15 protein-coding genes are annotated in these 15,494 nt (G+C 37.8%); 3 read left to right on the forward strand and 12 right to left on the reverse strand.

Annotated elements, in window-relative coordinates; all coding sequences use genetic code 11:
- Positions 1–2: 2 nt before the first annotated feature.
- The 7 genes from hisD to IW22_RS21785 all read right to left on the reverse strand — a co-directional run bounded on the left by hisD (position 3) and on the right by IW22_RS21785 (position 6,068).
- The gene (hisD, locus tag IW22_RS21755) at positions 3–1,280 is read right to left on the reverse strand and encodes a histidinol dehydrogenase (protein WP_228384088.1); all 1,278 of its coding nucleotides are present in this window, start codon (positions 1,278–1,280) and stop codon (positions 3–5) included.
- Complete coding sequence (hisG, locus tag IW22_RS21760; RefSeq protein ID WP_034731250.1) at positions 1,280–2,137, reverse strand: ATP phosphoribosyltransferase; 858 nt, start codon at positions 2,135–2,137, stop codon at positions 1,280–1,282. The genes hisD and hisG overlap by 1 nt, the downstream gene beginning before the upstream one ends.
- A 248-nt stretch (positions 2,138–2,385) precedes the next feature.
- Positions 2,386–3,483, reverse strand: a complete 1,098-nt coding sequence (locus tag IW22_RS21765) for a glycosyltransferase family 4 protein (protein ID WP_034731322.1) — start codon at positions 3,481–3,483, stop codon at positions 2,386–2,388.
- Between the two features lie 125 nt (positions 3,484–3,608).
- The gene (locus IW22_RS21770; RefSeq protein WP_034731252.1) at positions 3,609–4,421 is read right to left on the reverse strand and encodes a 2,3,4,5-tetrahydropyridine-2,6-dicarboxylate N-succinyltransferase; all 813 of its coding nucleotides are present in this window, start codon (positions 4,419–4,421) and stop codon (positions 3,609–3,611) included.
- 139 nt (positions 4,422–4,560) lie between these two features.
- On the reverse strand, positions 4,561–4,932 hold the full coding sequence (locus IW22_RS21775; RefSeq protein ID WP_034731255.1) for a DUF2255 family protein: 372 nt from the start codon (positions 4,930–4,932) through the stop codon (positions 4,561–4,563).
- 211 nt (positions 4,933–5,143) lie between these two features.
- Positions 5,144–5,470: a LytR/AlgR family response regulator transcription factor gene (locus tag IW22_RS21780; RefSeq protein ID WP_034731325.1), complete on the reverse strand. Its 327-nt coding sequence runs from the start codon at positions 5,468–5,470 to the stop codon at positions 5,144–5,146.
- 25 nt (positions 5,471–5,495) lie between these two features.
- A complete protein-coding gene (locus IW22_RS21785) occupies positions 5,496–6,068 on the reverse strand; it encodes a C40 family peptidase (RefSeq protein ID WP_117616601.1) in 573 nt (190 codons plus the stop codon).
- Positions 6,069–6,220: 152 nt separating this feature from the next.
- Between IW22_RS21785 and IW22_RS21790 the strand changes: the two genes are divergently transcribed.
- Positions 6,221–6,874, forward strand: a complete 654-nt coding sequence (locus IW22_RS21790) for a hypothetical protein (protein ID WP_034731256.1) — start codon at positions 6,221–6,223, stop codon at positions 6,872–6,874.
- Between the two features lie 111 nt (positions 6,875–6,985).
- Here the strand turns inward: IW22_RS21790 and IW22_RS21795 are convergent, their stop codons facing one another.
- On the reverse strand, positions 6,986–7,354 hold the full coding sequence (locus IW22_RS21795; RefSeq protein WP_034731259.1) for a hypothetical protein: 369 nt from the start codon (positions 7,352–7,354) through the stop codon (positions 6,986–6,988).
- Positions 7,355–7,783: 429 nt separating this feature from the next.
- Here IW22_RS21795 and IW22_RS21800 point away from each other — a divergent pair, with 429 nt between their 5' ends.
- Together IW22_RS21800 and IW22_RS21805 are read left to right on the forward strand one after the other, a co-directional pair.
- Positions 7,784–8,467: a hypothetical protein gene (locus IW22_RS21800; RefSeq protein WP_034731261.1), complete on the forward strand. Its 684-nt coding sequence runs from the start codon at positions 7,784–7,786 to the stop codon at positions 8,465–8,467.
- A gap of 152 nt (positions 8,468–8,619) precedes the next feature.
- Entirely contained in the window at positions 8,620–9,249 is a 630-nt protein-coding gene (locus tag IW22_RS21805; protein WP_034731263.1) for a class I SAM-dependent methyltransferase, read from the forward strand.
- 2 nt (positions 9,250–9,251) lie between these two features.
- On the opposite strand, the gene IW22_RS21810 is transcribed toward IW22_RS21805, so the two are convergent.
- The 4 genes from IW22_RS21810 to IW22_RS21825 form a co-directional block, all read right to left on the reverse strand.
- Positions 9,252–10,223, reverse strand: coding sequence for a hypothetical protein (locus IW22_RS21810; RefSeq protein ID WP_131401778.1), 972 nt, complete (start codon positions 10,221–10,223; stop codon positions 9,252–9,254).
- Between the two features lie 40 nt (positions 10,224–10,263).
- A complete protein-coding gene (locus IW22_RS21815) occupies positions 10,264–11,289 on the reverse strand; it encodes a rod shape-determining protein (protein WP_034731267.1) in 1,026 nt (341 codons plus the stop codon).
- Positions 11,290–11,580: 291 nt separating this feature from the next.
- On the reverse strand, positions 11,581–11,976 hold the full coding sequence (locus IW22_RS21820; protein WP_034731269.1) for a hypothetical protein: 396 nt from the start codon (positions 11,974–11,976) through the stop codon (positions 11,581–11,583).
- The gene (locus tag IW22_RS21825) at positions 11,961–15,488 is read right to left on the reverse strand and encodes a DUF6443 domain-containing protein (RefSeq protein ID WP_051891349.1); all 3,528 of its coding nucleotides are present in this window, start codon (positions 15,486–15,488) and stop codon (positions 11,961–11,963) included. Before IW22_RS21825 ends, IW22_RS21820 begins: the two co-directional genes overlap by 16 nt.
- Positions 15,489–15,494: the final 6 nt, after the last annotated feature.

Consider the following 15,494-nt stretch of genomic DNA (forward strand, 5'->3'; position numbering starts at 1 on the left):
TATTATTTTAATCTGATAGATACTGCATTTTTGTGGGCGATAAGACCTTCTGCCTCTGCCATAAGTTCGATGGTTTTTCCTATATTTTTAAGACCTTCTTTGGAAAGGTGCTGGAATGTAATTTTCTTAACAAAACTGTCCAAAGAAACTCCGCTGTAGTTCTTGGCATAAGCATTCGTAGGAAGCGTGTGATTGGTTCCGCTGGCATAATCACCAGCACTTTCACATGAATAATTTCCAAGGAAAACAGATCCTGCATTGCTGATCATCGGAGTATATTGTTCAAAATCCTCCAAAGCCAGAATAAGGTGTTCCGGAGCATACAGATTACTGAATTCCAAAGCTTCTTCAATAGACTGAGCCAGCATAAAAAGGCTGTGATCCAGTGCCTGTTGGGCCATTTCATTTCTAGGAAGCTTTTTGATCTGCTTTTCTACGGCCTCAATAGTTTTTTCAAAAATTTTGAAATCAGTCGTGATAAAAACGACCTGGCTGTCGCTTCCGTGTTCCGCCTGGGAAAGGAGATCTGCGGCACAGAACTCAGGAATCGCTTTGCTGTCTGCAATGACAAGAACTTCGCTGGGACCTGCCGGCATATCGATGGCCACACCAAAATGCTGTGCATATTCTTTAGCAGCAACCACAAACTGATTTCCCGGTCCGAAAATTTTATACACCTTCGGAATACTTTCTGTTCCTAATGTCATGGCAGCAATAGCCTGTGCGCCACCTGTTTTGAATATTTTAGTAATTCCACAGAGTTTCGCCGTGAAAAGAATAGCCGGATTAATATTCCCGTTGCTGTCAGGAGGAGTACAAAGAATAATCTCCTTACATCCCGCCAGGTTCGCAGGCACGGCAAGCATAAGTACGGTGGAAAATAAAGGGGCTGTTCCACCGGGAATATAAATCCCAACCTTTTCTACAGCACGGTTTTCTCTCCAGCAGGTTACGCCTTTTACCGTTTCTATTTTCTCTGTTTCCGTTATCTGAGCCGCGTGGAATTTGGAAATATTTTCCTTGGCCTGTCTGATGGCTTTCTTTAATTCTTCAGAAACTTCGTTTTCAGCATTCACAACTTCTGCTTCCGAAACCAGAATTTCCGGAGTCACTGCCTTATCAAATTTTTTATTAAACTCAATAAGTGCTTTATCACCGTCTTTTTCTACTGTTTCAAATATTTGCGCGATCAATTCTGAGATTTCTTCACGCTTCAATACCGGCCGTTTTACAAGGTCTGGCCAGATTTCTCTTTCCGGATATCTGTATATTTTCATCATTAAATAACCATTTTATCGATTGGAATAATAAGAATGTCCTGAGCTCCGTTTTCTTTCAGCTCATCAATGACGTCCCAGAATCTTTCTTCATCAATCACCGAATGAATACTGCTCCAGCCTTCTTCCGCCAAAGGAATAACCGTAGGACTCTTCAGAACGGGAAGGACGGAGGCGATATCACTGATCTTGTCATTGGGAACATTCATCAGGATGTATTTTGAATTTTTTGCTCTTAAAACGGATTGTATACGGAACAGAAATTTATTAAGAATCATCTCTTTCTCAGAATTGAGTACGGATGTTTTTGCTAAAACCGCTTCCGATTTCAGAAGGGTCACTGTTTCTCTCAAACCGTTTTTAAATAAGGTACTTCCGGAGCTTACGATATCACAAATTCCATCTGCCAAACCGATATTCGGGGCTATTTCAACGGAGCCGGAAATGATGTGAATGTCGGAAGTAATACCTTCTTGGTCAAGGAAATTTTTAAGGGTGTTGGGGTAAGAAGTAGCAATTTTTTTACCCTGGAAGAAGGAAAGATCATCCGTTTCCACTTCTTTGGGAACAGCCAGCGAAACCCTGCATTTTGAGAACCCTAGTTTCTCCACGATCTGGATGTTCTTTTGTTTTTCAGCTAAAAGATTTTCACCCACAATGGCAATATCTACCACTCCGTCTTCGAGGTATTGGGGAATGTCTGAATTTCTGAGATACATGATCTCCATGGGAAAGTTGTCTACAGAGACTTTCAGCTGGTCTTTTCCGTTGTTGACGAAGATCCCGCAGTCTTTCAGGAGCTGTAAAGATTCTTCGTAGAGCCGGCCGCTTTTCTGGATCGCAATTTTTAATTTACTCATTGTATTGTTTTGGGGTCTGAGTAAATGAAAACTGATCTGTTGGATATTTCCGGGAGAATCCGGGAAACAAAAAAACCGTCTGTTTACTCAGACGGTTTTAATTATTTTTGATTTTAACACATGTTTATATCAACCAATTCCGTCTTAGCAGAGATGATGATAATAATGATGAAGTGTTAAAAAATTCGGTTTCATTGTTTTGAATTGTGGTACAAATGTAGGACTTATTTTTAAACTGCAAAGTTTTTTTACAGAATTTTTTTGTAGAGATCCATCAACTGAGCTGCAATGGGTTCGTCATTAAATTTCTGAACAAACGTGAAACTCTTTTCTGCACGGCGTTTCCTCTCGGATTCATTTTCCCATAAAAATTTTATTTTGGCTCCGATATCTTCAAAACTTTTCGGATCTACGTAAACGGAGTCTTCCCCTCCCGCTTCCGGAAGACAGCTGACATTGCTGGTAATAACTGCCGTTTTTGAGAAAAGTGCTTCTATTACAGGAATTCCAAAGCCTTCAAAAAAGCTCGGATAGACAAAAATATCGGCCAGTTTATAGATCACAGCCAGTTCATCCATGGAAACTCCTTCCAGAAAAAGCACCTGCTTTTCCATTTTATTTTTTCTGATGAATGCCTGTACTTTTTTATAGTAATTCGTCTTTCTTCCAACGACAACCAACGGGATTTCCGTTCCATTGATTCCTTTGACAATGTTTAACAGATTCTTACGGTCTTCAATGGTTCCAACGTTTAAAATGAAGCGTTCAGGAAGATTGAATTTCTCTTTGGTCAACTGAATAAAAGCATCCGACTGCTGTTCTTTAAAAGCTTTGTGACAACCCTGATAAATGACTTCAATTTTGGTTTCGGGAACTTTTAAATAGGTGATGATATCTCTTTTGGTCTGTTCTGAAATGGCAATGATCTTATCTGCAGAAACAGCCGCTTTTTTAAATTTCCACAGGTGTATTTTCCTGTCAAAAAAGGAATAATACTGAGGATATCTCATAAAAATCAGATCATGAATCGTCACTATTTTTTTGATAGGTTCTTTGCCCCACTTCAAAGGCAGCTCACCGGACAAGCCATGAAATATCTGTGCGCCTTCCTTTTGGGCATCTTTACCCATTTTAAACTGTCGGGAAAGGTTTCCTTTTGAGGTTTCCACAAAACGGACATCAGGTCTTTCGAGCATGTCTTTTCCTCTTTCTGAACGGTTTTTGTTCAGCAGCAGGTATTCGTTTTCAGGATAGTACTGAGAAAGAATCCTGACCAGATCTCTTGAATAATTGCCCAATCCGGACGTATTATGAAAAAAACGTTTTGCGTCGAAGGCAATCTTCATATCCATGTTTTTAGTAAGATTTTTTAAGCGGTTTAAAGGTATAAATAAAATAAACCCTAAATGACTATTCAGGGTTTATTGTATAAATTTTAAAATCAATCTTTAAAATTTAGAGAAAACACAGCTTATACAGCTACATTGTTCTCTCTTAAAGCATCATTAAGAGATGTTTTTTTATCTGTTGATTCTTTTCTCTGACCGATGATCAATGCACAAGGAACCTGGTATTCTCCAGCAGGATACTGTTTGGTATAACTTCCCGGGATTACTACTGAACGTGCAGGAACTCTTCCTTTGATTTCAATAGGCTGGTCACCTGTAACATCAATGATTTTTGTAGAAGCTGTCAATACGACATTCGCACCCAATACGGCTTCTTTTTCTACGTGCACACCTTCTACCACGATACATCTTGAACCGATGAAACAGTCGTCCTCAATGATCACTGGAGCTGCCTGTAACGGTTCCAATACACCACCGATACCTACACCACCACTCAGGTGAACGTTTTTACCGATCTGTGCACAGCTTCCAACGGTAGCCCAGGTGTCTACCATTGTTCCTGAATCTACATACGCTCCGATATTCACGTAAGAAGGCATCAAAATAACGCCTGAAGCTACGAAAGATCCTTCTCTGGCGATCGCATGCGGTACAACTCTCACTCCTTTTTCAGCATAATTTCTCTTCAAAGGAATTTTGTCATGAAATTCAAACGGACCTACTTCAATAGTTTCCATCTTCTGGATCGGGAAATACATTACTACGGCTTTCTTCACCCACTCATTCACCTGCCATCCGTTTTCCGTAGGCTCAGCAACACGAAGTTCTCCGGAATCCAATAAAGAAATAACCTCTCTTATCGCCTTCTGGCTGTCTTCATTCTGTAATAAATCTCTATGATCCCAAATGTTTTCAATTGTTTGTTGTAACGACATGTTTCTTATTTGATTTTAGTATAAATTATCCCTGCAGCTTCCCGCAGTTCCGAAGGTCAAAAGTACAAAAGATTGTTCTAGTATACAAGTTTGGAAATAAGTCTTCAACGGGAATTATTTACGGTTATCTGCAGCTACATTACTCGCAAATAATGAACTCCATCGTCTTCTCAACGTGTTTTTGTTCAATAATACCTTTTGAATATCTGAGATTAGGGACTGTATTATATTTTGTTAAATAAGCCCTATTAATTTCAGATGTAAGTTCTTTGAGATCATCAGGAACAAGGGCCTTAATATTAAAAGTCTCTTCTCCACATCTGATCTGCCCTTCCGGATCTTCCAAAAAAGTATGGTACCAGCTTTTTTCTGCGAGACCCCATGATCTGGCGAAAATTCTGTCATTAACGGTTACCATCCAGATTTCAAGGAAAGTGGTTCTGTAGTTTCCTGCTTTTATTTCGGTAAGATTGTGACTGTTGATGTAGTCAAGTGCTCTGTCTTTATTCATTGTTATTTTTTAACGAATGTAAAATGAATGCGGCAGTTTAACCAATTTATTATTTGGTTTGAACGAAATATTATTCAGAATGGTGATTTTCTGATGTTTTCTGTTTTTCGAAGTCGTTAAATTCTAATCCTCGAACCATGTCAAGGTTCAAAACCTTGACATGGTTTTTAACGACAAATGATTTAAAATAGTAGTTTTTTACACTTATTTTTCAAAGCATCATTTTATTAAGTGCTGTAGTCAGACAGTCTTTATAGGTTTTCGCCACAGCAATTTTCTGATCCTGACACACAAGCTGGTTGTCTTCAAAATAGTCGATATTCGTTAAATTGACAATATAAGAATTGTGAACCCTCATGAATTCATCCGGAAGACTTTCAATTAAATCTTTAAGGGCTTTGTAGTAAATGTATTTTTTATTGGAAGTGGTATTGATTTCCACATAGTTTCCCAAACCTTTGATAATGGTAATGTCTTTAAAGAACAGTTTTACCAGTTTTTTATCTGTTTTAATAAAAGCAAAGGTCCGGTTCTCCATATTAATCATCAGTTTAGATAATACTCTATAAAACCCTCTGAGCGTGCAGATAAGCTTTGTTCCAGTATTTTTCGTTCAATGAAGAAATCATCACTCCTTTTGAGGTAGAAGCATGGATGAACTTAACCTCTCCATCAGCCCCGATATCATGAACGATTCCCACGTGAGAGACTCTGCTTCCTCCGGCTGTCGCAAAAAACAAAAGATCACCGGGCTTCACTTCTTTGATATCAATTTTTTGTCCGGCATCGGCTTGGTCTGTAGATCTTCGTGGCAAAGAGAAATCATTTTCCTCAAACACTTTTACGGTAAATCCAGAGCAGTCAAAACCTGAAGACGTATTTCCTCCAAATTTGTAAGGTGTTCCGATGTATTTTTCAGCATCTTTCAGAATATCGCTGACGGATCTGGAAATCTTTCCATCAAATCTGGAATCCAGTTTTCTTAGATTTTCGGCTTTCGCAACGGTTTTGGTTCCTGTATTTTTTTTGGAAGATACATTTTTGGAAGATCCGCAGGAAACGATCATCGCCGAGGCAATCAGCAGAACAGAAATCTGCTTTATTCTTAAGTTTTTTTCAAATAATCCCGGTTTCATATTCATCTGATTTTAAATGAAGTAACTAATTATGCACAAATATACATTTTATATTTAAATTATAAAATAAGTATACTACAACTATATGATAAATATATGTTAAAATTTTAATTTCTCTTATTTATTAGTATATTTGAATTCAATTTTGTGATATGGCGACGTACGAAAGTTTAATAAAAATCAACGGAAGCGTAGGCGATCTGGTTTTTTACAGCCTGAACGGGAAAAATGTGGTGCGGAAAAAAAGCGGATTCAATAAAACGGCGTTCAAAAAAAGTCCTTCTTATGAGAAAGTAAGGCAGAACAGCTCTGAATTCGGACACTGTTCCAAAACCGGGAAAATGATACGGAGCTGTATTGAAATTTACACTAAAGAAGCGGGTGATCCTGTACTCTATCAGAAGTTTGCTAAGTTGATGACCGTGATTAAAGATCTTGATACGGTTTCAGGACGGGGAAAAAGAACGGTACAGAATGGACTTTTGCACCCGGAAGGTTTAAAATTGCTGAAAGAATTCCGATTTGGAGAAAAAGAAAATATTCATCCGGAAGCTTATGTTTCGGCGGAAAAAGAGTACAGAATTTTAAATTTTGGAAATCAAATTTCAGGAGATGAAGTGATCATTATAACCATACAGCCTGATTTTGATGCTTATGCTGCGGAATATATTGAAGAGAAACTTCAGGTGGAAGCAGGTAAAGAGATTCGTTTTAAAAAACATTTTTCAGAGGCCACGCTCCTACTCTACTTTTTAGTGATAAGGAATAAAGAGGGAATTACCCAGATGGGATTTGTTGGGATGTAGAGGCTAAGACTGAGGTTAAGGTTAAGGCTAAGGAAGTTCATAATTTTAATTTAATTATCCCGAATTAATACAAATAAAAAAGCCTGCAGAGTGATCTGCAGGCTTTCTGTTTTATTTTTTGTCTCCTGTCCAGGTGCCGGATCTTGCCGGTGTAGGAACAGCGTTTGACCAACTTCCGTTTCCTTTTTTCTCTCTTGAAAGGGTTCCTTTGAATTCTCCATCAGAAGGAAGCCCGATTACAGCGGTAAGATCGCCGGTTTCAGTTAAGTGTCCGGAAATATTATAATTTTCATCATTTACTGTAGAATGCATGGTTCCGGTTACTTTTCCGTCGCTGGCTACCACAAGGTTCCAGGTTCCGTCATCGCTTCCTGTATACTTTCCTGCCCACGTTCCTATATAATCATAAATAGTATCGTCATCAGAACTGCATCCGACAAATAAAAAAGCTGTAAAAAGAAGTAAAAAAAGTTTCTTCATAGTTTCTAATAGTTTTATAACCTAATCAAATTTATTATTATCTGTTTATATTCTGCTCCTATACAAGAGAACTGAATACATATTCATTATTTTTTCCGCCTTGTTCCGTGCAAATCTACTAATTTTTTCATTCAGATTATCTGAATTTTAATCAGCTGTTTATATTTTTATGAATTCAGCCTATATTTTGGCTAAAATACAATTATTTCCCAAATGGAAACAATCAAACACACAGCGTTCTTTCAAAAAAATAAGACAATTAAGAGATTAGCAATATTTGAAAATAATACGTTTATTTTACTCTATTTTTTTAATATAAATTATTTTTATTCTAATATTTATAATTTAAATGAAATTTGTTTTCATAATAATAATTATTTCTTAATTTAGTGAAAAAATCTAAGAACTCATTAAAACCTAATAAATAACATGAAAACAAGAATTATCTTTTTTGTTGCAGTCGTTTTTTTCAGCAGTTTGAAGTCCCAGGTAGGGATTAATACCACCACCCCTTCCCATACTTTGGATGTCAACGGATTGGTTAGAGTAAGAGGCCTGGCTAATGCTGAGAACAAAATTGTGGCTGCCAATGCACAGGGTGTTTTAAACCTCCTGTCTCCGGATGAAATTTTTTCTCCAAAAGCATTACTGAACACCTCAACCTCAGCTACGGAACAAAGGCTGACGATCTATGAAGGACAATGCTTCCAACCTGCAGACAATGCTTCTTCCTGTACGGTAAGAGTGAATCACTTCAGTTCATGTGCAGGTTTTACCCGGGCGGTAGACACTCAGATTGTAGTAGGACAAAACATTAATACAGCTAACGGACAATTTCAGGGAATATGGGCTTCGCGGTTCATAGACAATAAAGGATATGTGGGCGGGGCAACTGCTGCTGAACAAGTCGCACCGGATTATCCAAGAATCTCCTATCCTACGGCTAATTCTGCCAATTATTTAGGAACCGGAAGTTTTTCCGGACAGTGTAACGCAGATATTGTAACGACGATTAACCAAACCACTGGGGATGTCAAGATAGAATCTGTGAAGAGAAGTATGTTCGCGCATCTGGTATATCTTTTATCTATATCGCGCTCAAGAAGTAACTAGAAACAAATCTTTTTCAAATATAAGAATAGCTGCATTGTCATGATGCGGCTATTTTTTATCAATAAACGAGCTTTCGATCATTTAAACACAAAATCCATCGTCTTTTTTTATATTTGGATAATGATTATCTGTCATTTTAAAAAAGTAATACCATGAAAACACTAAAGGCGGCTGAAGCATTTGACAAGTCAGCAAAAATCTATCAGGATAAATTCATGGATGTAAGTTTGTTTGCAGAAACCTTTAATCTTTTCTGCAACCATATAGAAGCGGATAATGCCGAGATTCTGGATATAGCTTGCGGTCCGGGAAACATCACGAAATATATACTGGACAGAAAACCAGATTATCAAGTTTTGGGTATTGATCTGTCGCCAAAGATGCTGGATCTCGCTCAGGCAAATAATCCTACTGCCATATTTCAACTTATGGGCTGCCGGGACATCGGACAGATTGAAAAACCGTTTGACGGAATCATTTGCGGCTTTTGTCTGCCCTATCTGGTGCGTGAAGAAGCTGTTGATCTGATCGCTCAGGCATCCCAACTGTTAAAACCAGGAGGTGTATTTTATCTGAGTACTATGGAAGATGATTATGCAAAGTCCAGATTTCAAAAATCCAGTACCGGTGATCAGGTGTATGTGAATTATCACCAGGAGGATTATTTAACAGAAGCTTTTAAGGCGAACAATTTTGAGATCATCCATATAGAACGCTTTACTTCTTATGATAAAGATAATGTTGTGATTACAGATCTTGTATTAACCGGAAAATTGATTTAAACTTAACGTATTGGAGTCAGTTCATTGCTTCCCGCTTTTTTGTGCAGCAGGAAAGAAACCTGAATATCTTCATCTGGAGTCCGGGCATGAATGGCAGAGAGATAGTCTTTATACATTTCATCCGTTGGCTGCAAGGCTACTATTTTTCCTCCGGCATAAAGAACCATTTTAAAACCTTTCAATGGGAGAATCTCCCTTTTTTCGAGAATAATACTGCTCATTTCGTTCCATCGTTCCTCAGAATCTGCAGCCATGTTCCAGTAAAAAGCTTTGGCAAGTTCTACTTCTTTGTCATACATCAGTGATGCATAGGCTTTCGTATCTTTCTTGATCAGGACATTTCTAAAACTGTTGTAAGCGGCTACTGCTTCTTTCAATAACTGATCCTGGTTTTCTTTGCTAAGATCTTTGGAATGACGCCAGCCTTCCAGCTGATAAGGAACCTTTGCATTAAAAACACCTTTAAATTCAAAAAACTTTTGTCCGCTAGCCTGAAACTTTTCTGTTCGCGTTTGATTGGAAGTATTGAATTCAAAAACTGATTGATCGTCTTCCAGTGGTCCATTATTTTGACGATGAATCACTTTAATTTTAAACCTGGATGCATCCACCAAAACCGGAGACCAGCTTCCATCCGAAAGCATCGGTGGAAACAAACGTATGGTAATTTCCTGTTTTCCACTGAGCAGAATATGATCATTAACCGGAATGCGCTGCTCATTCACAGAACCGGACAGCAGATAACGATGCACCGGTACATCATTGATCAAAATTTCATAACCACAGGCATCCTGACTGAATTCTATTTCATATCGCGGATGATCATCAGCTATTTTTACCTGCTGATAGATATCCAGCATTTTCCTGTTTACCTCTTTATCCTGATTTTTAATAACATCCACAACAGGCAACTTCTCCTGACCGACACTTAAGCCCGACAGGAGCAGTAAACCTGATAGTATTAGTTTTTTCATTATTCATTTTAATGATGATCAGGACATCGGCCGGATTCAGTTACTTGATCAGAAATCTGAACTTATTGATATTTTTAAGCGCAATCCCGGTTCCACGTACAACAGCTCTCAACGGATCTTCTGCTACGCAAACCGGTAATCCTGTTTTCAGGTGAATTCTGTCTGCCAGACCATTCAGCAATGCGCCTCCTCCCGCAAGGAAAATACCTGTTTTATAGATATCTGATGCCAGTTCGGGCGGTGTAATGGCAAGCGTTTCCATGATGGCATCTTCAATTCTCATGATAGATTTATCAATCGCTTTAAAGACTTCTTTGTAGCTGACCATAATTTCTTTTGGTTTTCCAGTGATCAGGTCTCTACCCTGTACCGGAATATCTTCAAGAGGAAAATCAAGTTCCTCCAGTGCTGAACCTATTTCAATTTTTATTCTTTCTGCCGTTCTCTCTCCAATATCCAGATTATACTGAGATCTGATAAAGTAGGCAATATCATTGGTGAAAACATCTCCAGCGATCTTCAACGATCTGTCGCAGACAATTCCGCCCAGTGCAATGACCGCAATCTCGGTAGTTCCTCCGCCTATATCAACGATCATGTTTCCTTCAGGGTTTTCAACATCAATACCTGCTCCGATAGCGGCTGCCATTGGTTCATAGATCAGTTTTACTTCTTTTGCATTGACTTTTAATGCTGAATCCTTCACCGCTCTTTTTTCTACTTCAGTAATTCCCGAAGGAATACAGATCACGATTCTAAGAGCCGGCTGCATAAACTTTCCTCCAATATCAGGAATCTGCTTAATAAATTCCTTAATCATATGCTCAGATGCATGAAAATCTGCAATCACTCCGTCTTTTAAGGGACGAACCGTTTTAATATTTTCGTGGGTTTTTCCCTGCATAAGCTTCGCCTGTGCCCCTACCGCAATAGGTTTTCCCGTAGTCCGATCAATAGCAACAATAGAGGGCTCGTCTATGACAATCTTATTGTTGTATATGATCAGGGTATTAGCTGTTCCAAGATCAATAGCAATCTCCCGTGTAAACATATCAAACAATCCCATATTCCATTATTTTATTCACCGCAAAAGTACGGTATTACTGAGGATATCGGTGGCCGCTGAAAATATAATTAGAGTTAAACTTAAGTTAAAGTATGTGCAAAGGGTGATGACTGCTGAATTTTTCTATCATAAGGGATACTGATTTTTTTTTTTACGTTTAATCAATTTTTAGGTTAAAAAACTACCTATATGAAGCTCATGTATTGTCTTACGAAAATCTTTAAATTAATTCTCCAAAAAATAAATAAGCCACTGCTTTTAGCAGTGGCTTATGATTGATGAATTAAAGCTTTACTTAAGCAACTCCAGCAGGTCTTTTTTCCGAACCACTTTGGTCTTTTCAACTTTAATTGTATGTAAACCGCAAAAGCCATTAGTATTATACATCATGTATTCGCTTTTGCTATCCCAGATTAAAATTTCATCCTGATACATGACTGCTTTAGGATCTTCCCACCAAATAGCATCTTTTCGAATGTTCATTTTTTTTCCGGCAATTATACTGTCTTTCGTTTTAAAGTACTCGCACTGATTTTTGGTCGAAATAAAAAAACCCTTTTTATCATTTTCCTTAAAATAAATCTTATAAAAAGAAGGGTATGTTTCAATTTTATCGATATAAATACTCCTTGCAGAACAAGATGTGACAATAAAGATAATGACAAAAATTTTTATAAACTTCTCCATGTTTTTCTATATATATAGTTGAATTGGATTGATTTTTCGTTGTTCCAATACTTGAATTGCAATTTATTTCCATCTACCGATTTTGTATCTCCACTTATTTTGCTTTTAAAATTGACATTATTCTTCCAAAGTTCAAGACTTCTGCTGTCTCCACCATCCGAATCCTTTTGGGCCTTATTGTGGATTTTAACATATGAAGTCTCATCATTTCTGGCAGCTTTTAGTGTACCTTTTTCTTCAGTAGCAAAATATCCTTCCAGTATTTCATGTAAGAAGGCAACACCTTCATATTTTTTACCATTGGCATCTTCATACATTGAAATAATATCAAAGTTAACAATATTCAGGGATTGTCTCTTTCCATCACTATTAAAAGTTCCGTAAAACCCGGCACCTGTTCCATGGAATAATTGCAGTGTTTCCTGTAAGACATCACTATCGGTTTTAATATTGATCACTTTTTTGTCATTTGTAATAGCATCGTATAGGGTTTTGTCATAACCTTTAAGTTTCTTTACATTGACAGCTCCCTCAATTCCTAATTTTTTAGATTCTTTATCGTAGGTTAGCTTTAAGGATGTCGCATTTTTTAATCTTTCGAATAGCTGTTGTGCTTCTTCCCCGTAAAGTATGACATCCATTCCGTTTGGATCTACGTAAATGATAGGGTTATTAGCTGCATAGGCATACGGTGATATATTAAAATATTTCTCTGCCAGCGGGTCTGTTACTCCCCATCTTCCCAATTCCGGCATATACATTCTTGCTCCGTAATCGTACATTTTAGTCTCGCTCTGAAACTCCTTGCCATTGTAACCATACGTATAATTCGGTGATAAAGATCCGTAGCTGTTTAATCCGTTATCTCCAAAAGTTAATCCAAATGGATAATAATCAGTCGTTCTGTCTATCGTTGCCGCATTGTTACTGTCTTTATAGAATGATAGTCTGATATTCCCTAAATGATCTTTGTACTGGTAAATATATTTATTTTGAACAAAGTCGTAATAACCTTCAGAAGTCGGAACAAACTGAAGCTGCATATTAGCCCCTACTGTTCCCCATGGATCCAGAATACCTCCGGAAATTTCTCCCGTATACTGAAAGCCATCCAGATAATCAACTGATGAAGTTACAGGATTATTATTTCTTCCTGTATAATAATTATAATCTTTATGCAGTTTGGCTCCATCGGCTCTGTAAATATACCTGGTACTTTCTTGCAGATTGCTACCAAAACCTCCGCTTATTAAAGTTTCTTTCTGAATTCTGTTAGGTAGATTAAGATGATTATAAACAATTCCAGAAATTCTTTTGTCTTTATGATCCGTCATATTACCATTGTCATCATAATGAATTAATGCCCCTGAAGTATCCGGATAGCCAAAATGGTTCTGACTGGAATCCGTAACGGTATCAAGTCTGTTTCCTGTGTATACATAGGTCAGATTATCTATGAGTTCCGCACCTATATTCGCTGCATTTCTGTTCCTTTGAAGCTCCGTGATATTGCCATTGAGATCATATCCTACACTTTCATTGAAGTAATTATTCTGAGGAATTGAAGTACCAGGCTCTGAATATATTCCTTTTTTAAGGCGGTTTAAAACATCATACTGATATGAATATCTTTTTAAAATACCATCTTTGGAGGTCTTCCAGTCAATTTCTGCAATATTACCATTATACTTCCCGGTAGTCTGTGAAACAGATAATGGATTATGGTATCTCATTTCATAGCCAAACAGTTTCCCGCCAAGGTTTGAAGGATCATTAACCTTAGTCATCCAACCCCGGATATTATACTGATAATCGATACTCTGGATAAAGCCCCCGCCTCCCAGCGACGGATACCCTCCTACTTTTTTATTGATCAACTGAGAAATATCGTTATAGGAATTTTGAGATAATACTTCCACAAAGTTATTATCTACCTGATGGGTGTGGGTCAATAATCTGTTTTTGACATCATACGTGAAATTCTCTGTAATTACCTTATCAACATCACTGTCAAGTCGTTTATGTCTGGTAACCGTTTGCTGAACTGCCCCTGCAAAATCCAATTTGGAGTCTGTTTTGGTGCGCCCTCCCATATGATTAATAGAGTAAGAGCCTATCGCTCTTCCTTTTTTATCATAAAAAGTATAATTTTTAGTCCATTGATCATCTTCTATATTTTTTATCAGGCTCATCACCGGAAGACTTTTCGTACTTCTTGATTCTAAAGACGAAGCATCCGTTAAAACAGGTTCTCCTAAAATATCTGTAAAAGAAGGATTAAAGGTATATGAAGCATAACTATCATAATAATTGATACTCAACAGCTTGGTGATAGAACTTGGAAAACTGCCGGGTCCATTATCATAATATACATCCATCCCATTCTGTGTAAAACCTACGGTACCGGACCTCAGCACATTGTTGCTGCCCTTGGAATCTACATTAATCTGTTCCGCTAGTCTTCCAGTACTTCCATAGTTTTGGGAACTTGTGTACATTCCCGTATATGCGATCCTTCCATATTGATCGTACTTGGTAAAGAGCCATTGTTTCAATATTCCCATATTGGCATCCTGAGTCAGCACAGGTCTGTCCTGTTTATCATACACCATATATTCCCATTCTTTGCCGGGAATCTTTTTTTCTACCAATCTCCTTCTGGCATCATAACGATACTGATAGCAAAGGTCTTTCAATATAGGATTATCTACCGTTTGTCCATCGGCAAGGCCGCTACCTTTTAAAAGCCCTACAGCCTTGGGAGGAATAACAAAAGCCAATAAATTATATTCATTATAAACATAATAAGTATCTGCACTTTCTGCAGCGCTGATGAATTTTCTTACCATTAAAACCTGACCTTCGCCATTTTTAAACTCTGTGGTTTTATTCCCGTCTTCGTCTATAACGATATTTTTATACAGCTTATTAGCCTTATAAAAACCTGAAGATGCATGAACTGAATTTCCTGAAGTCTTTAAAACAGAAGAAGTAGCTCCATTGGGAAAAGTTGTGGTGGTAACAAATTTATAGACTTCACCGTCATTATTAGCATCATACTGAAACTGAACTGCATGCCCCTGCCAATCTGACCCGGACTGCACCTGAGTAAGTACTCTGTCTAACGGAGAGCTTTCGAGATTTTTATGTCCGAAAGGGTTACTGTCACCATAAAATGCAGTTCCCGCTGTATTTACTCCTGACTGAATACCGCCATTAAGAGTTGCCATAGGAACCGGAAGCCAGGAATCTACGGGTCTGCCAAAGCCATCATAAGGAATGGTAGTTACCAGATCTTTTCCGCTTGGGGAAGCTTTTACATTCACGATCTGCTTAGGTCTGCCTAAGCCATCAACATATTGTATCGTTTCAAGTTGTTTAACTGTAGAATTGCTGCTGGTGACTGGTTCTAAATACGTTTTGCTTTGTACATAATTTTCAGTGTTACTCACCTGTGCGTGGACTAAACCGGATAGCAGTAAAGTACCTATTGGAATTATGAGTTTTTTCATCGTGTG

The sequence above is a fragment of the Chryseobacterium sp. JM1 genome, assembly GCF_000737715.1.
Classification (GTDB): Bacteria; Bacteroidota; Bacteroidia; order Flavobacteriales; family Weeksellaceae; genus Chryseobacterium.